The organism is Gordonia sp. CNJ-863 (assembly GCF_001942325.1).
Taxonomy (GTDB): domain Bacteria; phylum Actinomycetota; class Actinomycetes; order Mycobacteriales; family Mycobacteriaceae; genus Gordonia; species Gordonia alkanivorans.
This window is the reverse complement of the sequence record NZ_MKKG01000008.1, coordinates 49,982-73,123: the sequence shown is the minus strand read 5'-3', so window position 1 is coordinate 73,123 and position 23,142 is coordinate 49,982. Positions and strand designations below refer to the sequence as shown.

The following is a 23,142-nucleotide window of genomic DNA, read 5'->3' as shown; positions in this document are numbered from 1 at the left end:
GATGACCGCAGCACAACTCGCCGACCAGGCCGCGCGCGATCGCATCACCACCGACACCGACGCCACCCTGTTCGTCGAAGCCGGCGCAGGCAGCGGCAAGACCCATTCGCTGGTCGGCCGCATCTGTCACCTGGTGCTGCACGATGGCATCGAACTCGATGCCATCGCCGCCATCACCTTCACCGAGAAAGCCGCAGCCGAACTCCGTGAACGCGTGCGTGTCGAGCTCGCCACACACGTCACCGACCGTGCGCGAGCCGCTCTCGAACAGATCGACACCGCAGCCATCGGCACGCTGCACGCGTTCGCGGCCCGCATCATCGGCGAGCATCCCCTCGAAGCCGGTGTGCCACCGCGCATCGCGGTTGTCGACGCCATGGGCTCCCAGCTGTCCTTCGAACGCCGCTGGCGCCGCATGCGCACCCGACTGTTCACCGACGACGCCCCACCCATGCTGGTCGACGCCATGGGCATCGTGATGGCCGCCGGCGCATCACTCGACCAGATGCGCACACTCGCCGATGCGCTGGACCGCAACTGGGATCGCCTCACCCTCGACGACAACCCCCAGGGCATCGCACCCGCCGACATCGACCGCATCCTGTGGGAGACCGACGCCATCATCGACAAGCTCGACGATTGTCTCGATCCGGAGGACAAACTCGCGGTCAAACTCGAGGAACTCCGCGAATGGCGGATACTGGTTGCCGCGGAACGTGATTCCTTCGGATGGGTTCCGATGGTGGACCTGTGCCCGAAACTCGGCAACGTGGGTCGGGGGTCGGCGTGGCGCGGTGGTGTAACGCAGTGCAAAGAGATCAAAGCCGCCGCCAAGGCGCTGCGCGAGGAGATCTGCTCCGACGTGGTCGGCACCTACGTCGACGGCGCGGTGCGCGTGGTGGTCCGTCACCTGTCGGAGATCGTCCTCGACGAGGCGCGCGAGCGGCAGCGCAGCGGACAGCTCGAGTTCCACGACCTGCTCGTCCTGGCCCGCGACGTACTCGGAAAGCCGGAGGTCGCCGCAGCCGCCCATCAGCGCTACCAGCGCGTCCTCCTCGACGAGTTCCAGGACACCGATCCGCTGCAACTCACACTGGCACAACGCATCGTCGCCGGTCGAGACGAAGCCGGCCGGCTCTTCACCGTCGGCGACCCGAAACAATCCATCTACCGCTTCCGGCGCGCCGACATCGCGGCCTACATGTCCGCGCGGGATGGCACCCCGCCCGCCGACGTCGTACAGCTGACCACCAACTTCCGGTCCACGCGACCCGTCCTCGACTGGGTCAACGCCGTCTTCGGCCGGCTCATCGTCGCCGAGCATCACGTGCAGCCCGAGTACACGCCGCTCGACCCGGCCCTGGGCCGACCCCGCTGGGACCTCTCCTGGGGACCGAAGCCGTTCGTCTTCCCCGACACCGAGGAACCCGTCCACGACGAGGACGCACTCTCGCCCGCCGAAGCCCTCCGCGCACGCGAGTCGCGCGACGTCGCGAGGATCATCGCCACCGCCATCGAGAACGGCTGGCGCAAGGAGACATTCGACGGGGATGCGTACCAGCACGTCCCTTTGCGCTGGAAGGACATCTGCATCCTCATCCCGTCGCGCGCGGTACTGCCGTTCCTGGAGAAGAGCCTCGACGCCGCGGGCATCGAGTTCCGTTCGGAGGCAGCGAGTCTGGTGTACTCGACGCAAGAGGTGCACGACCTTCTCGTCACCTGCCGCGCACTGGCGAACACCGCCGACGAGGCCGCACTCGTCGCCGCCCTGCGTACCCCGCTGTTCGGCTGCGGTGACGACGACCTGCTCCGCTGGAAGGCCGCCGACGGCCGATGGAGCATCTACGCCGATGCGCCCACCACAGAGTTGGCCGAGTCGCCGGTGGCGGCCGCATGTGCATACCTGGAGGCTCTGTCTTCGGAACTGGGGGACCTGAACCCGGGCGCACTGCTGAGCCGCCTGGCCACCGACCGTCGGGTGTTCGAGGTGTCTATGGACTCCCCCCGTCACCGCGACGTCTGGCGACGGCTCCGCTTCGTCATCGACCAGGCCCGCGCCTGGTACGCCGAAGATCGTGGGTCGCTGCGCGACTACATCGACTGGGCCGCCACCCAGGCCGACGAGAACGCGCGTGTGGCCGAGACCGTCCTCCCCGAGATCGGTGTCGACGCCGTGCGCATCATGACCATCCACGCCGCCAAGGGTTTGCAGTTCCCGATGGTCGTCGTCGCCGGTATGAGCGGCGGATTCCGCACCCAGCCCGAACCGCTGCTGTGGGACGAGGACGAGAAGCTGCAGGCATGCGCGTCGAAGAACGTGGCGTCGAAAGGGTATGCGGCAGCGGCAAAGATCGAGAAAGCGCATGCCGAGGCGGAGAAGAAGCGCCTGTTGTACGTCGCCTGCACGCGCGCCGAGAGTCACCTCGCGGTCTCCGGATACGTCGGGAAGAACGCATCCTGGGGAGCCGCGCTCGCACCCGCGCTGGAGGGATTGCCCAACGACGTTCCGGAGCTCGTCGAACCGGTCAGGCGCGACGACGAAGCGATCGCCCAGCACGAACGACAGGCCTGGGTCGACTGGTCGGCAGAGACCGCCGCGATCGAGACCGCCTCGACGCTCCGCGTCTCCTACTCGGCGACGCGGATCGTCCATGGCGTCGATGACGCCGAAATAGTTGTGCTGCAGGGGTACCGGGATTCCGGACGGCTGACAGCGCCGGTAGCCGAACAGATCCCGGTCGGCGCCGCGAGCCCCGACAGCGGCGCGACGCTGGGTACCGCCCTGCACGCGCTTCTCGAACAGGTCGCCTTGGGTACCGCGGTCGACGATGAGTTCGACGAGATCGCCCGGCGTGCGGCCGCACTCGCCGGCGTCGTCGACGTGGATCATTTCGTGGCGCTGGCCCGGTCGGCGTTGCAGTCGGCACCCGTTCAGCGGGCTGCCGTCCGCGAGCACTGGAAGGAAATGCAGCTCGCCGGTTCCGGGCCCGACGGTGTCACCGTGGTCGAGGGCATCGCGGACCTGGTGTACCGCGACGACGACGGTTCGTTGGTCATCGTCGACTACAAGACCGACGTCGGGGTTTCCGCCGACACCCTCGAGGCCTACTGGGCGCAACTCGCGATCTACGCCGATCTGTTGCGAAATGCGACTGGGGAGAAAGTGTCTCGGCTGGAGCTGGTGTTCTGTCGGCCCGGGCAGGCGACCGTCGTCGAACGAGGTCTGCGCCTGGCAGGACGCTGAGAACCTACCTGTCGTCAGACGGCTGCTGGGTCTCCCACGTATGGGGCTCCGCAGACCTCACCGTCGGCGGGTCGACCAGGTAGATACGCCCGTCCTGCCCGACGAGCTCGTGGTGGATCGCGTCGCCCCAGGCGGCGGCGTGGGGTCCCGGCCCTCGCCGCGCATACCGCCCGATGACGACCCGACCGGGCTCGCCTGTGCGTGAGTACGGGCGGTAGACCCCCTCGGGGATCGGCGCGATGCGGGCTCGAACCACCACATCGTCGTCGAATTCTGCAGGCAACGGCTGGTAACCATCGTCGTCATCGGTCCACTCGTACTCGCATGAGTCGCAGCGATACTCGAAGGTCACTGGGTCAGATATGACGCAACCGGCGAGGAGGGTTCCCGGTCCCGGTGGTCCCGCAGGGAATCCCCGGTCCACCTGGCAGGTGCGTATCGCCGAACAGCGTGGGCACAACGGGCGGAAACCGAACATGAGGTCGTCGGAGCTCGGCGCGAGTGGACGATGAAGCAGGTCGTGGCAGGTGAGGCACACGACGATCGGGCCGTAACCGAAGAACTCCAACTCCTGGATATCGACGAGCAGGTGATGTACGAGGACCGGCTCCTCGTCTGCCCACTTCCCGCAGCATGCGCACCGCGAGTACGGTTCGACAGGTTCAGAGTGAGCAACGCATCCCCGCTCGTCCAACTCACGCCACGGCGTCGGAGACTTCTCCTCGGCCGAGATCGCCGCGATCAACCGTTCGCTCGACGCCGTGTCGAGGGTTGCCGGGGCGCTCGGTAGGGGAGTGCCGAGCCGGCGTTCGACAGCTCTCACCGAGAGTCCGTCGAACGGTCCCAGATACTGGTCGTACGAGTCCGGACCCGTGGAGTCGTGGTGGGTTTCCTCCACCACGACGACGGCCGACGCCGGGCTGTCCGTCGTCACGATGACAAACAGATCTCCCGCGGCCCAGCGCGCGGGAAACGTGAACCCGAGATCGTCGAGGTCCAGATCGTCGTCGGGGTTGTAGTAGAAATCGACGGCCTGCTGCCACGGCGCCACGCCGACGAGGTGGACGCGTCGCTCTTCGGATTGTCCTCGGACGGGCATCAGCCGAGGTTCTTGCGCGCGTACTCCCACACGGCGTGATCCAGCGCGGTGGCGCTGACATCACGCATCGTCGCGACTGTGGCTAGAAGTTCACGGGCTTCCTCAGTCCGCGCGGGTGGCGCCAGCGCTTTCTCCACGAAGCGGACAATCCACGTGTCTGCCTTGACATCAGCCTCACCGAGCAACATGCCGAAGTATGACCACGTCACCGATCCGCAGCCCTTAACTGATAGGTAAGCGTTCTTCTGCTCTATCGAATTGGTGAAGTCGCTCGCGTGACGGAGTCCAACGGCAGTGAGTGCGTTCGCCGCGTCGACGACGATCTCGCCCTTGAGGCGCCCGCTCGCCTGCGCGGAGTTGTTGACCGTTCTCACGAACTCCACTGGATCAGCGGCGGCGAGTGCCTCCAGGTCGTCGATCTTTCCGGTGCGTCCGTCTCGCTCGCGCCACCTCTTGACGACTCCACGCACACCGCTCTCTGGTCCACCGTACCGGGCGCGGATCGAGAAGACCGCGTCGACCAAGGCGGCTTCGATCTCACCCGGCCATCCCCCTGGCCACGCTTGAAAGCCGTTGCCCAGGGCGGCCGTGATGTAGTCGTCCAGTCTGCCCGCTTCGTTCATTTCGACCTCCGCTCACTACTCGGGCATTCACGAAACCCAGGTCTTCGTGGCAACTCGAAAGCCGAGCCGGTGTGTGAAGTCCGGGAAGTTCTCAGTGACGCGCTTGTACATCGACCGGGGTGGTTTGGTTCCGAAAGGCATTGCGGCCAAGTACCCGAAAAGGATCATCTCGAACGCCGCAGCTTCGACGAAGTCGACGTTCTCAGTGTATCCAACGACCGCATCGGCATCTGCCTTCTTGCAGAACTTCTTCAAGGACTCGTCTGAACTATTGAGCGCGCCGCATGACGAGAGGAAGACCACTCTTTGCCAGCACTGGTCCTGCAGCCTGGCGCCCAAGGTGTCGAGGCCGAGGGGGTCGCCGCTGATGTCCAAGACTTCCGGTTCGCCGTGGAAGCCGGGGTAGAGGAAGCGGTACGCATCAAATGCCTTGGTATTCCAGTTGTCAAGATGACGCCACAGTTCGGCATGCGTATTGACGTTCCGGTGGTGGAGCTTCAGAACACCCACCCGATCGAGCATCTCGAGCGCAGGCTCGATCGTCAGCCGGTCCGCCGGATCCTCGACGTTCCAATCGCCTTCGAGACAGAAGACCCCAAGTGTCGATTTTGTTCCCATAGGCTCCCTCCGACCGCGAACTAATCATCAACACGATTACTGATACCCATCACGCAAAGCGCTACACCTCGGGGGCGATTCGCGCAGCGAATCGCCCCCCGTCGGCATATCGAAGCCGGCCTTCAGCCGCCCGCGCACTTGTTCTGTGTCAGAACGGTGGCGGGTTGTTTCGGTCCCACTCGTCTTGTTGTCGACGATGGGTGTCGGTGCGGTGGTCGCGCTCGTCGGTGAGTCGTTGCCGCGCCGGGTGGTCGGGTGGCTGGGTTTTCAACGACGCGAACAGGTCTCGCCCGGTGTACGGGTTGCCCAGGTAGGTGTGGCCGGTGGGGGCTTCGAACCACACGGCGAGGTACTCGTCCTGGGAGTCGCGCCACCTGCCAAAGGTTTTGATGCGGTGGTGTATGCGACTACGCGAAGTACACTCTAGGGTATGCCGATCAGCCCGACGCGCAAAGCCGCGATCTACGTCCGAATATCCCTGGACCGCACGGGCGAACGGCTCGGTGTCGAGCGCCAGTTGGAGGACTGCCGCGCACTGGCCGAGCGCCTGGGGTGGACGGTAGCCGCCACCTACGACGACAACGACCTGTCGGCCTACAGCGGCAAGACGCGCCCCGGATTCGAGGCACTGCTCGACGCGATCAAGCGCGACGAGGTCAACGCGGTGGTGTGCTGGCACCCCGACCGGCTTTATCGCAAGCTGTCCGATCTGGTGCGCCTGCTCGACGTGGCCGACGGCGTCGCGATCCGCACGGTCACCGCGGGCGACCTCGACCTGTCGACCTCGTCCGGCCGCATGATGGCCTCAATCCTCGGATCGGTGTCAGCCGCCGAGGTCGAGCACAAGTCCGAGCGGCAACGCCGCGCGTTCTCTCAGATGGCGAAGCTCGGGAAACCGAAGTGGCGCCGCGCGTTCGGCTACCTCGACGACACCCACCAGCCGGACCCGACGACCGCGCCGCTGGTCGCCCAGGCGTACGCGTCGATCCTCGCCGGTGGTTCGATCAGTGACATTGTGCGCCAGTGGAACTCGGCAGGACTCTACGGACTGACCGGCAAGCCGTGGACGCCGACGACGATGAGCCTGTTCCTGCGCAACCCGCGTAACGCCGGCCTGCGCGCTCACCGTGGGGAGATCGTCGGCCCTGGCACGTGGCCCGGTCTGATCGCCGAGGACACCTGGCGAGCGGCACAGACGATCCTCACAGCTCCTGGCCGCGGCCCTGGCCGTAAGAGTGTGCGTCGGCACCTGCTGACCGGGATGCTCACGTGCGGCAAGTGCGGCGGCGATCAGATGGCCGGTAAGCAAACGCTCGACAAGGCAATCGTCTACGGCTGCAAGCAATGCCACGGCGTGTCGATCCGCGCCGAGTACATCGAGCCATTCGTATACGAACTCATCGCCGGCCGGCTGGCGATGCCCGATGCGGTGACCCTGCTCGAGGTCGAACAGGACGAGGCCGACGTCGAGGCGCTGCGCACCCAGCGGGCAACTCTGCTCGCACGGCTGGATGACATCGCCGACGAGCGTGCCGACGGACTGCTGACCGGCGCCCAGGCCAAGCGCGCCACCGACCGGATCACCGAGCAGATACGATCCCTCGAGGTGCAGGCGCACGACGCCGAGAAGGTGCGCGTGTTCGACGGGCTGCCGTTGGGCACCGACGACGTCGTGGCCGCGGTCGAGTCGCTGAGCCCTGATCGGCTGCGTGCGATCCTGGGTGTGCTGGCCGAGGTGGTCATCGCCCCGGTGGGTAAGGGGCACAGGGGAACCGACGGCGTCAGATTCGATCCCAAACGGATACAGGTGGTGTGGAAATGACAAGCATCTCGCTCTACTGCGACTCCCAACACGAGCGCGAGGACGTCGCGCGGTTCGTGCATCACGACGCGCTCGGTCGCGGCTGGACTCTCGAGCATCCGCTCGCCGGGTATCGCCGCGATCTGGTCAGGATGGTGCAGGTACTCGACGAGTCTGGTCGGCCCTCGACCACGATCGGAGCACCCGCCGAGCAGGTGTTCGCTCGGCGCTATCGCCTGTCGTGCCAGCAGTGCCACACGCGCGTGGTGGTCCGCGACAACCTGCCGTTGTGGGACTGCCTCGCCGAGCTGACTAAGCGTGGTGTCGTCGAGCTGCGACTCGCCGAACTTGCCGCTGCGCTGCGCTTCCGTGGCAAGTAACTGCTACTGTTTCTAGCAAGCGTTCCACGCGGATATGGATTCAAGGCCCTCGTGCTATCGGAATCCGCGGATCGTCAGAAAGCCTCCCAGCAGAGGGTGAATAACCCATGCTCGGAGGCTTCTGTTGTCTTCCCCGACCCATCATCGAGCGCGTGTCGCCGCGCTCTCACGCGTCAAGCGACCTGACGACCCCGCACTGATCGATGCTCGGCGTGATCTCAAGCTCGCCAACATCGAAAGCTACGTCGGAAAGGTTCTGGCCGAAGCGCCACCGCTGACCGATGAGCAACGCACCCGCCTTGCGGAGTTGCTCCGGCCCGCGCGTCAGGGCGGCGGTGCAGCTTGAGGCCCGCAAACGGCGAAGAGGCCCCCGCGCCACACGAGGACCTCTCCAAGTCAGTCGCCACCAAGCAAGCCGACACCACACAGTCTATCGGCGGTGGTGGCGAATGAGCAGCGCATACGAGCGTGTCATCGATGCTCTTCGAGCCAACGGCAGCAGGGTCGAGGACCGCGGCCGAAACGATGCAATGGCGCAATGCCCCGCGCACGACGACCGCAACCCCTCACTGAGGGTGTCGGTCGGACGGGCCGGTGACCGGGCGGTAATCCACTGCTTCGCCGGGTGTGCCCGCGCCGAGGTTGTCGAGGCTCTCGGAATGAATATGCACGACCTCTACGACGACGATGTCGAGTACCGCTATGCCGGCGGTGCGGTGGTGCATCGTCGATCGGGAAAACGCTTCTCGCAGAGTGGCAACAAGGCAGACCGGTCGCTCTACCGTGTCGAGTATCTACCCGAGGATCACGCGCAAACGGTCTACGTGGTTGAAGGTGAAAAGGACGCCAACACCGCAATGGACCTCGACGGGGTCGTGGCCGTCTCGCCGCGGCAGGGCGCGAGCACTCGGCCAGAACGCTACGACTGGTCACCGCTCAAGCATCGACCCGTCGTGGTGGTGGCTGATCGCGACGAGAAGGGCCTCGAACACGCCCGCCGCGTCGGTGATCTCCTCGAGCCCATCGCGACGTCTGTGGTCATCGTCCAGGCCGCCGAAGGCAAAGACTTCACCGACCATATCCAAAGCGGTCACACCGTAGCCGAGCTGGTGCCGGTCGAGGAAGGCCCAGACCTGTTGGCGGGCTTGATCTCTGCCGCCGAGCTGGACTGCAAGACCTTCGCCGACCTCGTCGAGCACGTACCCGGCATCATCACCGAAGGATCGGGACTCATTGTCGGCCCACCGAAGGCCGGCAAGTCGTGGCTGATGGGCAATATCGCGCTCGCGTGTGCGTCCGGTGGTCGTGCGCTCGGCACCATCGAGGTCGAGCAGCGGCCGGTCCTGTACCTCGCGCTGGAGGACGGGCACAGGCGCCTGCAATACCGACTGCGTGCGATCAACGGCACCGACCCGCTACCGAAGGCACTCGACATCCTGACCAGTGTGGTGCCCGGTCAGGTGATCCCCACGATCGCAGCGTGGCTCGATCAACACCGCGGTGACGAGCCACTGGTCATCCTCGACACCCTCGGCAAGGCGCGCAAACAGCGTCGTTCGGGTGAGGATGCCTACCTGGCGGACTACCAGACGGGCTCAGAGCTCAAGGCGCTTGTCGACGTCGTGCCGGGCGCGTGCTTGTTGGCTGTCCACCACACCCGCAAGAGTAGCGGTGAGGACTTCGTCGACAGCGTCAGCGGTACGCAAGGCATCGCCGGTGCCGCCGACTTCGTCCTGGTGCTGCAACGACCACGCAAGAGCAACGAGGCCACCCTCGCAGTGACCGGGCGCGACATCGTCGAACGCGAAGTGGCGTTAGTGACCGAGGACGGGCGTTGGCGCTTAGACGGCGACAGCATCGAAGCCGCCGAAAGCCAAGGCGAGACGCGGAAGGACCGTCAGCGGCTCGGCGATCTAAGCATCGACGTGCTCGAGTACGTCAACGGGCGCGGCGCCACAACGCCAGCTGAGGTGGCAGCGGAGTTCGGTGTGGACAACAAGCACGCCGGGGTGATCCTGAGCCGCCTCTACGAGTCGGGACGACTGACGAAACCGAAGAGGGGCACCTATAGGGGTGTTGTATCTGTTGAATTGTTGAATTCGGAGCCTCAGAACCCCTCCACTTTCAACACATACAACGGATACAACACCACCCTTTTAGGCACTTGTTCGGTCTGTGGCATTTCGTTGCCCTCCGACCTCGTCGATACGTGCGGGGGGTGTGCATCGTGATCGAGACCCGTCGCCTGCCCTACGGCCTCACCGCAGTCATCTACCTCCGTGACGAGCGTGACGACCTCGCACCCGAAACTCGCGACCGCCTCGACCACATCACCGAGTCGGAGTCGGAGTACGCCCGGCGCTGCGAGAGGGGCAGCGCATGACCGAGCCACAGACCCGCACCCGCCGCCGCCTGGTGACCCGGCTCTACGGCCTGGCCGCCCGCATCAACCACGACCGACTCAACGACGCCCAACTCGCCTACCTCACTGCGGTACTCGACCACTACAACCACGCCATCAAGGGGATGACCGATGACTGAGCCGACCAACCTCAACGACCTCGACCACCGCGACTCGATCAACCACTACCTCAGCCTGTGTGCCCTCGTCGCCGAAGGCCGACGCCTCGACGCATTCGCCTACATGAAGAGCCTGACCGACGTCGAACGCATCGACATGTGGCTCGCAGGCTGCTCCATCACCATCGCCTTCGCCGACGACTGCCGCCTCCACCACAAGGTGCCAGTGGAGCTTTCGGCGTGGTTCCGCCTCATGGTGACCCTCGACGACCAGGACGGCCAGCCGTGATGCCCTGCATGGGCTGCGGTGAGCCCGCAGAGTCCACCCGCTGCTACGACTGCGCCAGCGCGCACCGCAGCGCCAACCGCCCGCCGGAGGTCCGACCATCGCGGAGCGTCGGCTACACGACGGCCTGGGACAAGCTCAGCCGCCAAGCCCGACGCCTGCAACCGTTCTGCTCGTCGTGCGGCGCCCGCGAGGACCTCACGTGCGACCACAGCGAGGAAGCCTGGCGCCGCCACGACGCCGGCAAACCGATCCGCCTCGCCGACGTGGACGTCCTGTGTCGCCGCTGCAACGCCAGAAAAGGCCGCGCACGCCCTGGGGGGCAGCCCCTGCGAGGGGGGCGCGGAGGCGGACGGGGGGAGCCGCGAAGGCCCTTACACACCCCCAGGGGGTACCCGTCGGGCGGTGATGCGGCGTGAAGGCGGGGCCGAAGGCCGCGGTAGACCCGACACCGCTGCCGTGGTCGCCGAGGGTCACCGGGTCGGCGCGGTTCGCCAAGTTCTGTGAGCGGTTCATCAAGGTTCCGAAGGGCACGAACGCGCTCAAAGCGTTGCGGCTGCGGGACTGGCAACGCGAGCTGATCGGGTCGGTGGAGGACGCCACGCCGACGCCGCGCACCGCGGGCTGGATGCTGCCTCGAGGACAGGGCAAGTCCACGCTGGTGGCCGCCTACGGGCTGTATCGGTTCTTCACCGACGGTGAGGGCGCGGTGGTGTGTGTGGTCGCTGTCGATGAGCGTCAGGCCGGCATCGTGTTCGGCATCGCCCGGCGCATGGTGGAGCTCGACGCCGACCTCGCCGGCCGGGTGCAGGTGTTCAAGGAGCGGCTGTACAACCCGACGACCGATTCTTACTTCCACTGCCTGCCTGCCGAACCGAAGCGCCTCGAAGGCCTGGACTACACCCTGGCCATCCTCGACGAGGCTGGTGTGGCCAACAGGGACTCCTACGAGGTGCTGACGTTGGCGCAGGGCAAGCGGGAGCGCTCGACGCTGGTCTGTATCGGCACACCCGGCCCTGACCCCAACGACCAGGTGTTGGCCGATCTGCGCAACTACGCCGACGAGCATCCCGAGGACACGAGCTTGGTGTGGCGGGAACACTCGGCCGCCGGGTTCGAGGGTCACCCCGTCGACTGCGAGCACTGCTGGGAGCTCGCCAACCCGGCCCTGGATGACTTCCTGCACCGCGACGCCCTGACCGCGTTGCTGCCACCAAAGACGCGGGAGGCGACGTTCCGGCGAGCACGCCTGTGTCAGTTCGCCTCTGACACCGACGGCGCGTTCCTGCCTCCTGGTGTGTGGGGAGACCTGTCGACCGGGCATCCGGTGCCCAAGGGGGCACGTGTGGTCCTCGCCCTCGACGGGTCGTTCTCCGATGACACCACCGCCCTGCTGGTGGCCACCGTGTCCACCGAGCCGCACATGGACAAGGTGAAGGTGTGGCAGCGGCCCGACCGCGATGACACCACCTGGCGGGTGCCGATCGCCGAGGTCGAGGACGAGATACGCAAGGCGTGCCGGTACTGGCAGGTGGTGGAGATCATCGCCGACCCGTTCCGGTGGACGCGCACCCTGCAAGCGTTGGAGGCTGAGCGGCTGCCGGTGGTCGAGTTCCCGCACTCCCCTGCCCGGCTGACCGCGGCGACCGGCGACCTGTACAACGCGTGCCTCAACGGCCGGATCAGCCATTCCGGAGACCGCACCCTGGCCGAGCACATCGGGGCGGCGGTGATCGTCGAGGACGCCCGCGGCATCCGATTGAGCAAGGCCAGCCGGTCGGCGAAGGCCCGAAAGATCGACCTGGCCGCGTGCGCGGTCATGGCTCACTCGCGTGCCACTTGGCGCGCCTCCAAGAAGAAGAAACGAACAAGGAGCTTCACATGACCAACGCCCTGCACACCACCCTGCTGCAACGCATCGACGCACCTGCCGCCCGCTACGCGGTCCTGGACCGCTACTACGTCGGCGAACAACCGCTGGCATTCCTAGCCCCCGAAGCGCGGAAAGCGTTGGGCGACAGGTTCGGTCGCATCGCCTCGAATCTGTGTCGTCTGTCGGTGACGTCGATCGCCGAACGGTTGCGCGTCACTGGATTCACCGGCGCGACGTGTGGTCGGATTGGTTGCGTAACGACCTCGACCAGCTCGCCCCGGTCGCTCACCGCGAAGCGCTGCTGCTTGGCGCCAACTATGTCGTGGTGTGGGCTGACGCTCAGGGCCGCCCGCAGGTCAGCATCGAGTCGGCGCATCAGATGTCGGTCAAGGTCGATCCCGGTACCCGGCAGATCGTCGCCGCCTGCAAACGGTGGACCACTGACACCACCACCGAGGCAACGATTTTCGAGGCCGACAAGATCACCCGGCTGCGGGCCAACAACACCGGCGCAACCACCGCAGGATTCGAGACGGTCGAGGTGCTCGACAATCCGCTCGGCGTGGTGCCGGTGGTGCGGCTGGCCAACACCGACCGCATCCTCGGCGACCCGGTCTCCGAGATCGCCGATCTGATCCCGCTCGTCGATGCGCTCAACAAGATTCTCGCCGACATGCTCGTCGGCTCCGAGTTCTACGCCCGGCCGCGCCGCTGGGCCACCGGCGTCGAACTCGTCGAGGAACCTGTCGTTGACGACGAGGGCAACCCGGTGCTCGACGAGGACGGCGACCCGGTCGTGGAGGAGAAGAACCCGTATCCCGAGAACAACCGCATGATGATCGCCGAGGAGGTGCAAGCCAAGTTCGGTCAGCTCGAAGCGTCCGGTCTGACGGCGTACTCGTCGAGCATCGAGGCGCTGCTCACTCAGATCATGGCTTGCAGCGGGCTACCGGCGCACTACGTCGGCATCACCTCGGCGAACCCGGCCAGCGCTGACGCGATGCGCGCTGCTGAGGCCGCGCTGACCGCGCGCGCCGAAGCCAAGCAGGCGCTGTTCGGTCGCGCCTGGGAGCAGGTGGCGCGGCTGATCGTTGCGGTGCGTGACGGCGTCGATCCGGCTGAGGTGCAGGCGTCGGTGCAGTGGGCCGACCCGAGTACCCGCTCGATCGCCCAGGAGGCCGACGCGGTCACCAAGCTCTACCAGGCGGGTCTCCTGCCGGCGACCTACGCGCTCAAACGGTTGGGCTACAGCGATTCCGACATCGTCGAGATCCGCACCGCCACAAGGCTCGAGGCGATGGACTCCGCCGGCGCCGACGTCACCAGCCTGCTGCCCTCTGAGGCGCCCCGGTGAACGCCTACGCCGACCGGGTGGCAACGCTGGCCCAGTCCACCAGCGACTCCGTCCAGGCGCTCTACGACCGTCTCCTGGCCGGTGAGCTGACCGAGGAGATGTTTGTCGAGCTGGCCATCACCGCGCTGACCGTCAACGATCACCGCGCCGCCACCCTGGCCGACGTCGGCCTGGCCGCAGTACTGACCGCGCAACTGCGCACGGTGGCGCTACCCGTCGGCATACCCGCGCCGAACCCACCGAAACGACTGTTGCACAACCTGATTCGGGAAGCGCTCGACGACCCCGACCCCCGCACGAAACTCGACACCACCGCCCGCGGGCGCACGCTGGAAACCGCCCGCGAATCCTACGCCTCCGGTCTGCGCCGCCACGAGGTGCAGTTCTGGAAGCGCGTACCGAACTCCGGTGCCTGTCCGGCATGTCAGAACCTGGCCGGCACCGTCCTACCCATCGACACCCCGATGTGGTCCCACACCGGCTGTGGCTGCTCCCAGCAGCCAGCCACCCCCACCGAGAAGGAGAACGCAGATGCCCAACGATCCGCAGCAGCCCGACGAGCAGCAGCAACCCGACGAGCCAACGACACCCCCGACGCCGCAGCCCGACGATCAGCCGCAGCCCAGCGAGGCGCAGCAACCCGACGAGCCAACCGAGAACGAGCCGACACCGGAGCCTGAGCCCGACACGTTTCCGCGGGCCTACGTCGAAGACCTCCGCAAGGAGAACGCCGACTACCGCACCCGCGCCAAGGCCGCCGACGACCTCGCCAAGAGGCTGCACACCGAACTCGTCCGAGCCACCGGCAAACTCGCCGACCCCACCGACATGCCGTTCGATCCCGACCACCTCGACGACCCCGACAAGCTGGCCGTGTCCATCGATCAGTTGCTTTCGGCCAAGCCGCATCTGAAGGCCCGCCGGGTTGTCGGTGCCGTGGGGCAGGGTGAGTCCGGCACCACCACCGGTGTCGACCTGCTCGGCATCATGCGCGGCACCGCCTAACGACAACCGTTGTCATCTGGCCTGCATCCTGTCATCATGGGTGCAGGCCAGATGCCTGTCTAAGAGACGTTGCGAGCCGGGCGCTCGACGTGAATCCCCAACACTCACGTAGGAGCCCCGTATGGCCACCCAGACCACCGCAACCCTGTCCACGCTGCAACAGACCCAGATTCAGCAGCTACTCGTCCAGCCCCTCGAGAGCGAGTCCGTGTTCCTCGCGTCGGGCCCGAAGGTCATCGACACCAACGGACCCATCCGCATCCCGCGTATCGCGTCCGGTCTGACCGTCGGATTCGTCGCCGAAGGCGGCACCATCCCCGAAAGCTCCGTCGGCCTCGACGAAGTCTCGATGCTGCCCTCAACGCTCAAGAGCCTCAAGGTCATCAGCCGAGTCACCTCCGAGGTGCTCCGCTCGTCGGCTCAGGCACTCGACGCAATCCTCAAGCAGCGCTTGGTAACTGATACCGCGAAGGCCCTCGACGTCGCCCTGTTCACCGGCACCGGCACCTCCAACACCATCAAGGGCCTGCTCAACCAGTCCGGCGTGGCGACGGGCACCCTCGACGCCGACGAGCCTGACAGCCTGCTCGACGGCATCGGCATCGCCCGCGCCAACGAGGTCAAGCCCAACCGCTGGTTCCTCAGCCCCGCCGACTACCTGTCGATCCGCAAGGTCAAGGACGCCGACGGTCGCTACATCCTGCAGCCTGATCTCACCCAGGCCGGCCAAGAGGTGCTGTTCGGTGTCCCGGTGACCGTGACCGCTCAGATGCCCACCGGCAAGGCAGCACTGGCCGATATGAGCATGGTGGCCATCGCCCGCGACATGAGCCCGAGCGTGACCATCGACAGCTCCCGCTACTTCGACACCGACGAAGTGGCTCTGCGGGTCGTCGCCCGCTACGACCTGGCACTGCTGCAGCCCAAGGCCGTCACCATCCTCACCGCCACGCCGTGATCGAGTCCTCTCAGGTGGTGGCCCTACTCGGCCGCGACGGCGACACCGAACTCGCCGCCGTGGCCGAGCGGGCGCTACCGATCGTCACCGCCCAGGTGCGCGCCTACACCCGCGGTCGTGGATTCTCTGGTGACCAGCCGGCGCCCGACGTCGAGACGGTCATCCTCACCTCGACCGCACGCCTGGCCGCCAATCCTGAGAACCTGCGCGCCGAGAAGATCGGCGACTACGAGGTACAGCGTCAGGTGATCGACGGGTGGACGTTGCCCGAGCTGGCGATCCTCGGCCGCTACCGCAGGCGTGCACGATGATCCCGAAACGGCTGCTCCCTCAACGGCTGACCTACCGGCCGATCGTCGGGCGGGGCAGTTTCGGACCGATCTACGACGACCCGGTCACCATTCCGGCGCGGGTGCAATTCACCGCCAAGGCGGTACGCAACGCCAACGGTGAGGACCTCGTCGCCGCGGCCACCATCTACGTACAACCCGGCGAGAACCTGCCCGACGTCGGCGACATCGTCACGTTGCCTGACGGCAGCGTCCGCCCGATCATCGCCCGCTCAGATCAGGTGGGCGCCCGAGCAGTCGAGGTGGTGTCCCTCGACGTGTCCTGAGGGTAGTGGTGGGTTACTGACTCAGGACACAGAACGACCCCGGCTCTCCTCTGGGCATGGTGGAGAACCGGGGTCGTTCGCTGTCTACGGTTAGCGGTGCAGACCTTTTCGTCGGCGTCACCGAAAAGGTGGTGGCCGACCACCTACACCAAGCGCAGCACCGGCGCCGCGGTTGCCTGATGCAGAGCGTTGATGTTCTCCAGCATGACCGTCAGCGCGGCAATCTGCTCGGTGGACAGGTGACGCTCGTCGAACTCGTCCAGCGCCTTGCAGCAGCGGTCTATCCATGCAGTTCTGTCTGGTATCACGTCGGGCCTCTCGATAGAAGGGTTCTACGGCGAGTCGCTTGTGGAACCGGCACAACGGTTTGAGGTTGTGTTGGAGGGTCTTTCCGCCGCGGTCGGGGTGGCGGTGGTCGTATGGGTGGGTGTGGTCGAGGTCGACGGTCCACACCGGTTGGTTGCAGCCGGGGAAGGTGCAGCACAACTCGCCGGCGCGGACGAGTGCTTGCAGTTTCTTGCTCGGCACGTAGGTGCTGGCGGCTGCCGCGGCCCGGGCGTCGGCGTCGGCCGGGTCGGTGCGCACCCCGGTGGTGATGAAGGTGTGAACCGCGTCAGCGAAGAGCCGGCGCATGGTGTGGGCGTCGATCAGCCCGTGGCCGTCGAGCATGCCGGGTGCGTTGTCGAGCCCGACCAAAGTCGTCAGGTTGCCCACGATGTGGTAGGTCGGTCGGGGTGCGCGGCAACTGGTGCAGGTGCAAGTGCAGTCGCCGGTCGGCTCCGAGACCGGCGCGTTGTCTTCGGGTTCGGTTGCGGCGGTGTCGGTCACGGCCGGTACAGCAACGGGGGTGGGCTCGGGGTCGGGTGTTGCCGCGTCGGCGGGTTCGGCGGGCTCGGGGGTGTCGAGGTTCTGCTCGGCTGGTGGGGGTGTGCAGTCGGCGCACCGGCAGTCCAGGGTTTGTCTGCCGTGGGCGAGGGCGAGTAGGGCGTCGGCGCGGCGCTGGGGCATGGTGCGCGGGTCGCCGGTGTGCACGCCGGTGGCCATGGAGGTCAGCTGGGCGTTGAGGGCGGCGGCGTCGGTGTGGGGGAAGTGTCCGGTGATGCGCGACTGGCCGGGCTGGTGGCGGTCGGGTCGGATGTTGACTCCGCGGTCCCGGGTGGCCTGGTCGTTGCGGCGCTTGACCGCATCAGGTGCCTGCCTGTGCACGATCTGGTCGACCATGGTGGTGAACCGCGCCGTGGACATCGGATCGCGCGCCAGGATTGCCTCGGCCAACGCGGCGTCCACTATAGGCATGGTGGCGTTGTCGACGAAGTCGGTGCGTTTGAGTGCGATCAGGAACCGGTCGAGGTCGATTCGTCCGCAGGCCAGGGTGGTGCCGGTCAGCGGAAGTCGGTACCGCATGGCGTCGCCGGTGCGGATGAGATCGCGGGCCTCGGCGGGGGTGAGGTTCAGGGCGGCGCCGAGTTCGGCGGTGGCTTGTTCGAATCCGTTGGGCCCGAACTGTTCATACGGGTCCGCACCGGTAACTGCTTGTGCTGTCCTGTCGAGGAGTTCGTCGATGGAACCTGCCTCGCCGGGGTGAATCGCACTGCGGTGCAGTAGGTATTCTTCTTCGCGTTGTTCGTGGAGCAGGCTGGCGGTGATCAGTGTGCGGCAGGTGTTGGCGGCGTTCATCGATGCCGAATAGACGGCGGTGCTGATCAGGGCTTCGGGCGAGAGGCCGGCGAGTGATCCGAACACGTCGAACCCCGCGTCGGGGAGATCCCCGCCGGGGTCGATGGTGCCGAACTCGAAAGCCATGACACCACCATACGAAGGGGGTCCGACAAAACCGTCGGCACGACTCCGACGGATCGTCAGGCGCCAGAACTACTTTCGGTAGTAGACGTGGGTCAGCGGTGTCGGATGGCGCGCCGCGCGATCTCGATGGCCGTCGAACTCAGCGTCACCCCTCGGAGTCCCCGTTCCGGGGGCGAGACGGCTCCGAAGAACTCGTAGATTCCGTTGTCGAGGTCATAGAGGTCGTACTTCTGGATCGGGCGCCCGCCCGGGCCCTGCCAGCGATACGCGGTGAGCAGCGCGCCGATCGTCTCGAGTGGCATCTCGTCGCCGGGTTCGGAGGCGGCGGCGAAGAAGAGCATCAGCAGACTCGCGTCCTCGCTGAATTGATCCATCTTCTGGTTCAGCAGCCGGTCTGCGAGATGGTCGGCCAGTGCCTGCGGATCGTCGGCGAGGTTCGCTCCGGCTCGGGTCGGCAGGAGGCGGCCTTTGTACTTGCGTAACAACCCCATCCGAAGCATGGACTCGCGGAAGTGCAATACCGGCGCGCTCTGGACTTCTCGATTCTTGGCGCCGAAGAAGTACTTCATCGTCGGCAACACCTTGGACGCCGCAACCACGTCAGCAGGTTTCAAGTAGCCAGCCGAGGTGAGTGTGAATCCTTCATCACGTGCGCGACGCAGGAACCACAGGTACGGGTTCAGGTCGGCCTCGAGTTGCTCACCCGTCGCCATTGTTGATGAACTCGCCAGCCGACCTGCGCTCGCCGTCAGAGCTCCGGACTCGTCGAACGGTTGAATCCGGCACAGCAGAACGCCGAGACGACCATCGATTCCGGCATCGACGAGCGAGAGGATGGGATCGCTGAGTGCGGCGTTCACCTCGTCGATGTCGAAATGTGCGGGGTCGTCGACGACCTCGGCGAGTGACTCCGCGTCGGTGATCCCGCCGCAGTCCTCCGGCGGTGCAGCTCGCCGACCGCCGACGCAGCGGGCCCACGGGGTGTCCTTCGACGCCTCGTGGACGCTTTCGACCTGCAATGTCAGTTCCCAGCTGTCGCCGTAGTCGTAGACGTAGCGCAGGACGTCGCCTTGTCCGTGGAGCGTCTCGTCGAGGCGAACCTCGGCGACGGGTGTGCCCACCTCCTCGCCTTCCTGGGCGTCGAACGGGCACAGGAACAGTTCACTCCTGCGGTCGAATGGGCTGCCGCCCAGGGCAAAACGATAGAGGTGGTAGTCCAGCCATCCGAACGCCGCTTGAATGATCCGGTGCAGATCTCCGAGAGAAACATCCGAGCGGACGTCGAGGCGGCGCCAGATGGGAGGACGCGCCTCGTCGAGATCTACGCGGATGCGGAACACCACGGTCTCGGCGAGCGGTTCCTTGCGATGACGAACCGACGGAGGTCGCATGAACCTGTCCGCGGCGGCAGCGCTGAGCTGATTCAACAGTGTGGGGAGTTCGTTCGGTTGTAGGCCGGCAATCATCGACTCGAACTGGCGACGCAGTTCTTCGGCATCGGGCGATTCGTGGCCAGGATCGTGCATGCTGCCCAGCGTAGGCCAGGCCCCCGTTTCCCGCGGTGTCCGTTTCCCTCCCGCTTACCGGATCCGGCAAGCGGGAGGGAAACAGTCGGGCGGGAGGGGGACCGCCCCGCGGGGAAGTGTCTATGCGTACGCCGGCCGGAACGTCAGCCGGGCTCCCTGGGCCTTGGCGGCGTCGCGGAAATTCTTCATCGCGCGTTCCATGTGGAAGCCGTTCGTGACGATGAGAGCGCCGGTCCCGCCCATCCGTTTCAGCATCGCCACCGTGTTCTGGGCGTTCTGCACAGTCGAGGTCGACGCGACCTCGTTGACCATCTGCCACGGCGGGATTCCGCGTCGGATCAAGCCGATGTTCATGAACTGTGCCTCGGCGATGGGTAGCCAGTGGGTGTCGCCGCCCGAGGCGATGATCCGGTTGAACGGATGCTTCTTGGCGAGGTTCGCTGCGACGTTCAGTCGCTGGGTCATGATCTGCGGTGTCTGCCCGAACTGGCCGAACCTGGCGCCGAGGACGACGATGTAGCGGGTCGGCGGGCTTTCCCAGAGGAACGTGCTGTTGGGGGTGCCGAGCTCGGAACTGCCGAGGTCAACGCTCCCGAAATCCAAACTGGTGGCGGCTGATTCGATCTTCGCTGTGCTGTTGTCCCCGGTGGTGGTGACGGCAACACCGGCCGTCGTCACCGCCGCGGCGACGGCGATCGCGGGCATCATTCTTCTCAGACGCATGCTCTCGAAGTGTACGGATGAGCACGGCCGTGCAGGTTTCGGCGCGATAACATCTGCATCACCAGTCACATACGTAACAGGTTGAATCAGCGTCGAACCATCGTCGGATCATCAGGTCGCGCAGGGTTCAGGTGAGCGCGATGTACTTCACCGAGAGGTACTCGTCGATTCCTTCGCTGCCGCCCTCGCGGCCGATGCCCGACTGCTTGATCCCGCCGAACGGCGCTGCGGCATCGGAGATCACGCCGCGGTTCACCCCGACCATGCCCGAATCCAGTCGGCTCGCGACGCGCATGCATCGTTCCAGGTCGCGGCTGTAAAAGTACGCCGCCAGGCCGTACTCGGTCGAGTTCGCGGCAGCGATCGCGTCGTCCTCGGCGTCGAAGGTGCTGATCACCGCGACCGGGCCGAAGATCTCCTCCCGGGTGACCGGGGCATACGGGTCGACGTTGTCGAGAACCGTTGCCGGGAAGAAGAATCCGCGACCGTCGGGTCGTTCCCCACCGAGCCGGACCCGTGCTCCGTCGCTCACGGCCTGCTCGACGGCGGCCGCGACCTTGTCCCGCTGATCGGCGTTGACCAGCGGCCCGAGGGTCACGCCGTCCTTGTAGCCCGGCCCCATCACGACGTCGGACATCTTCTCCACCAGCTTGGTGGTGAACTCCTCGGCGACACCGGATTGCACGAGGAATCGGTTGGCCGCTGTGCAGGCCTCGCCGCCGTTGCGCATCTTGGCCGCGAACGCTCCCTCGACCGCGGCGTCGACGTCGGCGTCGTCGAAGACCAGGAACGGTGCGTTGCCGCCGAGTTCCATCGAGGTGCGTTGCACGCGTTCGGCCGCCTGCCCGAGCAGGTTGCGGCCCACCGGCGTAGAGCCGGTGAAGCTGATCTTGCGAATCCGGTCGTCGGTGATCAGTGCGGTGGACACCTCGCCGCTCGAACTCGTCGGCAGCACCGACAGCACACCGGGCGGCAACCCCGCCTCCGCGAAGGCCTCGGCCAGCGCCAGCATCGTCAGCGGTGTCTCCCGCGGCGGTTTCACGATCATGACGTTGCCGGCGGCCAGCGCCGGCCCGATCTTGCGCGTTCCCATCGCGAGCGGAAAGTTCCACGGCGTGATCGCCAGACACGGTCCGACCGGCTGATGGGCGACGAGGATCCGTCCGTTGCCCGCGGGGGCCTGGGTGAACCGCCCGCCGATGCGGACCGCCTCCTCGGCGAACCAACGAAGGAACTCGTTTCCGTACTTGGTCTCCGCCCGGCTGTCGGGGAGTGCGCGGCCGAGTTCGAGCGTCATCAGCAGGGCGATGTCGTCGGCGCGGTCGGTGAGCAACTCGAACGTCCGGCGCAGGATCTCGCCGCGCTCGCGGGCGGGCGTCGCGGCCCACTCGTCGGACACGGCGACCGCGTGGTCGAGCGCGGAGCGGGCATCGGCGACCCCGGCGTCGGCGACCGAGGTCAGCGACTCCTCCGTGGCCGGGTCGTACACCTCGAAGGTGGCGCCGTCGGCGGCCGGCGTCGAGCGGCCGTTGATCCACAGTCCGGTCGGCACCCCGTCGAGAACCGCCTGGGGATCGATCACATCCCTGTCGCCGACATCGCTGGAGTTCATGCGGTCTCACATCCTCGTCTGTTCGAGTTGCAGCCTCGGCATTCGCACGCCGTTTTCAACGCTACCGGCCGGGCGGTGGTTGCCGACCGCCTTCGCGCGGACGCACGATGGGTTGGTGGACACACGACACCGATGCGGTCGGACCAGCTCCCTGTTGCGCGGTCTCGGCCTGCTCGCGGTGGCCGCGACCCTGGCGACTGGTTGCTCGAGCGACGACGCCGCGGGCAGCCCAGGCCCGCCGCCCACATCCGCCGAGACCCAGACCGCCGACAACCGCACGGATTACGTCAACCTCGGCGACAGCTTCAGTGCGGGGACCGGCGTCCAGCCGCTGGTGGAGGACTCGCCGATCCTGTGCTTGCGCTCGTCGAAGAACTTCGCGCACATCGTTGCCGCGGAGGAAGACCTCTCGCTGACCGACGTCAGCTGCGGCGGCGCCGAGACCGCCGACTTCCGGAACGCCCAGCACGAGGGGGTGCCGCCGCAGCTCGACGCCCTGACCGCTGACGCCGACATCGTCACGGTGATGATCGGCGGCAACGACAAGGGGACCTATGGGCGGACGATCGAGCTCTGCAGCCGAGCGGCGGACACCAATCCACTCGGCTCGCCGTGCACCGATCGGTACGGACGCTCTTTGATCGAGCCGGTCGCCACCGACATCTATCCGGCCATCCGTCAGGCGCTGCGCGACGTGAAGGCCAAGGCGCCGGACGCGAAGGTGCTGCTCGTCGGCTATCCGTGGCTGATGCCGCCGACCGTCGGCTGCTACCCCGAGATGAAGCTCGCCGTCGGCGACGCCCCCATGATCCGCGAGCTGCAGACCTCGCTCAACGAGTACGGCCGACGCGCTGCCGAGGACGAGGGTGTCCGGTTCGTGGACATGCTGCCGGTGTCGGTGGGGCACGACGCCTGCGCCGGTCCGCAACGCTGGATCGAGCCGATGACGGCGCAGGGACCCGCCCGGGTTCACCCGAACGAACGGGGCCAGGCAGCGATCGCGGAGCAGGTCCGCAAGGCGCTCGCGAACTGACCGTCGACGGCCCCATCTGACACCCCCGCGTGATCCGGAGCACCCTCTCACCAGCGGCGATTTGGGTC

22 protein-coding genes and 1 pseudogene are annotated in these 23,142 nt (G+C 66.5%); 15 read left to right on the top strand and 8 right to left on the bottom strand.

Annotated features, from left to right (window positions below; translation table 11 throughout):
- Position 1: 1 nt before the first annotated feature.
- Complete coding sequence (locus tag BJF87_RS04615; RefSeq protein ID WP_075862730.1) at positions 2–3,244, top strand: exodeoxyribonuclease V subunit beta; 3,243 nt, start codon at positions 2–4, stop codon at positions 3,242–3,244.
- 4 nt (positions 3,245–3,248) lie between these two features.
- Here BJF87_RS04615 and BJF87_RS04610 read toward each other — a convergent pair whose 3' ends face one another.
- The 4 genes from BJF87_RS04610 to BJF87_RS04595 all read right to left on the bottom strand — a co-directional run bounded on the left by BJF87_RS04610 (position 3,249) and on the right by BJF87_RS04595 (position 5,927).
- The gene (locus BJF87_RS04610) at positions 3,249–4,343 is read right to left on the bottom strand and encodes a hypothetical protein (RefSeq protein WP_075862729.1); all 1,095 of its coding nucleotides are present in this window, start codon (positions 4,341–4,343) and stop codon (positions 3,249–3,251) included.
- Positions 4,343–4,966, bottom strand: coding sequence for a hypothetical protein (locus BJF87_RS04605; RefSeq protein ID WP_075862728.1), 624 nt, complete (start codon positions 4,964–4,966; stop codon positions 4,343–4,345). Before BJF87_RS04605 ends, BJF87_RS04610 begins: the two co-directional genes overlap by 1 nt.
- 27 nt (positions 4,967–4,993) lie before the next feature.
- Complete coding sequence (locus BJF87_RS04600) at positions 4,994–5,584, bottom strand: DUF6642 family protein (RefSeq protein WP_075862727.1); 591 nt, start codon at positions 5,582–5,584, stop codon at positions 4,994–4,996.
- A gap of 148 nt (positions 5,585–5,732) precedes the next feature.
- A complete protein-coding gene (locus tag BJF87_RS04595) occupies positions 5,733–5,927 on the bottom strand; it encodes a hypothetical protein (protein WP_075862726.1) in 195 nt (64 codons plus the stop codon).
- A gap of 87 nt (positions 5,928–6,014) precedes the next feature.
- Between BJF87_RS04595 and BJF87_RS04590 the strand changes: the two genes are divergently transcribed.
- From BJF87_RS04590 to BJF87_RS04535, 13 genes and pseudogenes are all read left to right on the top strand, one after another.
- Positions 6,015–7,406, top strand: a complete 1,392-nt coding sequence (locus BJF87_RS04590; protein ID WP_075862725.1) for a recombinase family protein — start codon at positions 6,015–6,017, stop codon at positions 7,404–7,406.
- Positions 7,403–7,765 (top strand): hypothetical protein, encoded by a 363-nt coding sequence (locus BJF87_RS04585; protein ID WP_024497260.1) that lies wholly within the window; start codon positions 7,403–7,405, stop codon positions 7,763–7,765. The genes BJF87_RS04590 and BJF87_RS04585 overlap by 4 nt, the downstream gene beginning before the upstream one ends.
- Before the next feature lie 124 nt (positions 7,766–7,889).
- Complete coding sequence (locus BJF87_RS04580) at positions 7,890–8,111, top strand: hypothetical protein (protein WP_075862724.1); 222 nt, start codon at positions 7,890–7,892, stop codon at positions 8,109–8,111.
- A gap of 319 nt (positions 8,112–8,430) precedes the next feature.
- The gene (locus BJF87_RS04575; protein WP_262338865.1) at positions 8,431–9,996 is read left to right on the top strand and encodes an AAA family ATPase; all 1,566 of its coding nucleotides are present in this window, start codon (positions 8,431–8,433) and stop codon (positions 9,994–9,996) included.
- Positions 9,993–10,148, top strand: a complete 156-nt coding sequence (locus BJF87_RS26045) for a hypothetical protein (protein ID WP_158037456.1) — start codon at positions 9,993–9,995, stop codon at positions 10,146–10,148. Before BJF87_RS04575 ends, BJF87_RS26045 begins: the two co-directional genes overlap by 4 nt.
- On the top strand, positions 10,145–10,306 hold the full coding sequence (locus BJF87_RS26040; protein ID WP_158037454.1) for a hypothetical protein: 162 nt from the start codon (positions 10,145–10,147) through the stop codon (positions 10,304–10,306). The genes BJF87_RS26045 and BJF87_RS26040 overlap by 4 nt, the downstream gene beginning before the upstream one ends.
- Positions 10,299–10,574, top strand: coding sequence for a hypothetical protein (locus BJF87_RS04570; RefSeq protein ID WP_075862722.1), 276 nt, complete (start codon positions 10,299–10,301; stop codon positions 10,572–10,574). The genes BJF87_RS26040 and BJF87_RS04570 overlap by 8 nt, the downstream gene beginning before the upstream one ends.
- Before the next feature lie 412 nt (positions 10,575–10,986).
- Positions 10,987–12,456, top strand: coding sequence for a terminase large subunit domain-containing protein (locus tag BJF87_RS04560; protein WP_075862720.1), 1,470 nt, complete (start codon positions 10,987–10,989; stop codon positions 12,454–12,456).
- Positions 12,453–13,798: pseudogene (locus BJF87_RS04555) on the top strand (phage portal protein). The gene BJF87_RS04560 and the pseudogene BJF87_RS04555 overlap by 4 nt, the downstream one beginning before the upstream one ends.
- Positions 13,799–14,329: 531 nt before the next feature.
- Positions 14,330–14,803 (top strand): hypothetical protein, encoded by a 474-nt coding sequence (locus tag BJF87_RS26580; protein ID WP_075862719.1) that lies wholly within the window; start codon positions 14,330–14,332, stop codon positions 14,801–14,803.
- 121 nt (positions 14,804–14,924) lie between these two features.
- On the top strand, positions 14,925–15,761 hold the full coding sequence (locus BJF87_RS04545) for a phage major capsid protein (RefSeq protein WP_075862718.1): 837 nt from the start codon (positions 14,925–14,927) through the stop codon (positions 15,759–15,761).
- On the top strand, positions 15,758–16,072 hold the full coding sequence (locus tag BJF87_RS04540) for a hypothetical protein (RefSeq protein ID WP_024497268.1): 315 nt from the start codon (positions 15,758–15,760) through the stop codon (positions 16,070–16,072). The genes BJF87_RS04545 and BJF87_RS04540 overlap by 4 nt, the downstream gene beginning before the upstream one ends.
- The gene (locus BJF87_RS04535; RefSeq protein ID WP_075862717.1) at positions 16,069–16,377 is read left to right on the top strand and encodes a hypothetical protein; all 309 of its coding nucleotides are present in this window, start codon (positions 16,069–16,071) and stop codon (positions 16,375–16,377) included. Before BJF87_RS04540 ends, BJF87_RS04535 begins: the two co-directional genes overlap by 4 nt.
- 117 nt (positions 16,378–16,494) lie before the next feature.
- On the opposite strand, the gene BJF87_RS04530 is transcribed toward BJF87_RS04535, so the two are convergent.
- The 4 genes from BJF87_RS04530 to BJF87_RS04515 form a co-directional block, all read right to left on the bottom strand.
- A complete protein-coding gene (locus BJF87_RS04530) occupies positions 16,495–18,180 on the bottom strand; it encodes a DUF222 domain-containing protein (protein ID WP_262338863.1) in 1,686 nt (561 codons plus the stop codon).
- Positions 18,181–18,272: 92 nt separating this feature from the next.
- Positions 18,273–19,706 carry a plasmid pRiA4b ORF-3 family protein gene (locus BJF87_RS04525; protein WP_035753343.1) on the bottom strand — a complete coding sequence of 478 codons (1,434 nt, stop codon included), beginning with the start codon at positions 19,704–19,706 and terminating at the stop codon, positions 18,273–18,275.
- A 120-nt stretch (positions 19,707–19,826) separates the two neighbouring features.
- Positions 19,827–20,429, bottom strand: a complete 603-nt coding sequence (locus BJF87_RS04520) for a YdcF family protein (protein ID WP_035753341.1) — start codon at positions 20,427–20,429, stop codon at positions 19,827–19,829.
- A 127-nt stretch (positions 20,430–20,556) separates the two neighbouring features.
- Positions 20,557–22,041, bottom strand: coding sequence for an NAD-dependent succinate-semialdehyde dehydrogenase (locus tag BJF87_RS04515; RefSeq protein ID WP_035753339.1), 1,485 nt, complete (start codon positions 22,039–22,041; stop codon positions 20,557–20,559).
- 115 nt (positions 22,042–22,156) lie between these two features.
- Here BJF87_RS04515 and BJF87_RS04510 point away from each other — a divergent pair, with 115 nt between their 5' ends.
- Positions 22,157–23,074 (top strand): SGNH/GDSL hydrolase family protein, encoded by a 918-nt coding sequence (locus tag BJF87_RS04510; protein ID WP_372512918.1) that lies wholly within the window; start codon positions 22,157–22,159, stop codon positions 23,072–23,074.
- Positions 23,075–23,142 lie beyond the last annotated feature (68 nt).

Excerpts from the sequence above, each read along its gene's own strand:
- BJF87_RS04520 (WP_035753341.1), bottom strand. The coding sequence starts at position 20,429 with ATGCGTCTGAGAAGAATGATGCCCGCGATCGCCGTCGCCGCGGCGGTG.
- BJF87_RS26040 (WP_158037454.1), top strand. The coding sequence starts at position 10,145 with ATGACCGAGCCACAGACCCGCACCCGCCGCCGCCTGGTGACCCGGCTC.
- BJF87_RS04600 (WP_075862727.1), bottom strand. The coding sequence starts at position 5,584 with ATGGGAACAAAATCGACACTTGGGGTCTTCTGTCTCGAAGGCGATTGG.
- BJF87_RS04545 (WP_075862718.1), top strand. The coding sequence starts at position 14,925 with ATGGCCACCCAGACCACCGCAACCCTGTCCACGCTGCAACAGACCCAG.
- BJF87_RS04535 (WP_075862717.1), top strand. The coding sequence starts at position 16,069 with ATGATCCCGAAACGGCTGCTCCCTCAACGGCTGACCTACCGGCCGATC.
- BJF87_RS04615 (WP_075862730.1), top strand. The coding sequence starts at position 2 with ATGACCGCAGCACAACTCGCCGACCAGGCCGCGCGCGATCGCATCACC.
- BJF87_RS04590 (WP_075862725.1), top strand. The coding sequence starts at position 6,015 with ATGCCGATCAGCCCGACGCGCAAAGCCGCGATCTACGTCCGAATATCC.
- BJF87_RS04585 (WP_024497260.1), top strand. The coding sequence starts at position 7,403 with ATGACAAGCATCTCGCTCTACTGCGACTCCCAACACGAGCGCGAGGAC.
- BJF87_RS04570 (WP_075862722.1), top strand. The coding sequence starts at position 10,299 with ATGACTGAGCCGACCAACCTCAACGACCTCGACCACCGCGACTCGATC.
- BJF87_RS26580 (WP_075862719.1), top strand. The coding sequence starts at position 14,330 with ATGCCCAACGATCCGCAGCAGCCCGACGAGCAGCAGCAACCCGACGAG.
- BJF87_RS04530 (WP_262338863.1), bottom strand. The coding sequence starts at position 18,180 with ATGGCTTTCGAGTTCGGCACCATCGACCCCGGCGGGGATCTCCCCGAC.
- BJF87_RS04515 (WP_035753339.1), bottom strand. The coding sequence starts at position 22,041 with ATGAACTCCAGCGATGTCGGCGACAGGGATGTGATCGATCCCCAGGCG.
- BJF87_RS04610 (WP_075862729.1), bottom strand. The coding sequence starts at position 4,343 with ATGCCCGTCCGAGGACAATCCGAAGAGCGACGCGTCCACCTCGTCGGC.
- BJF87_RS04525 (WP_035753343.1), bottom strand. The coding sequence starts at position 19,706 with ATGCACGATCCTGGCCACGAATCGCCCGATGCCGAAGAACTGCGTCGC.
- BJF87_RS04605 (WP_075862728.1), bottom strand. The coding sequence starts at position 4,966 with ATGAACGAAGCGGGCAGACTGGACGACTACATCACGGCCGCCCTGGGC.
- BJF87_RS04575 (WP_262338865.1), top strand. The coding sequence starts at position 8,431 with ATGCACGACCTCTACGACGACGATGTCGAGTACCGCTATGCCGGCGGT.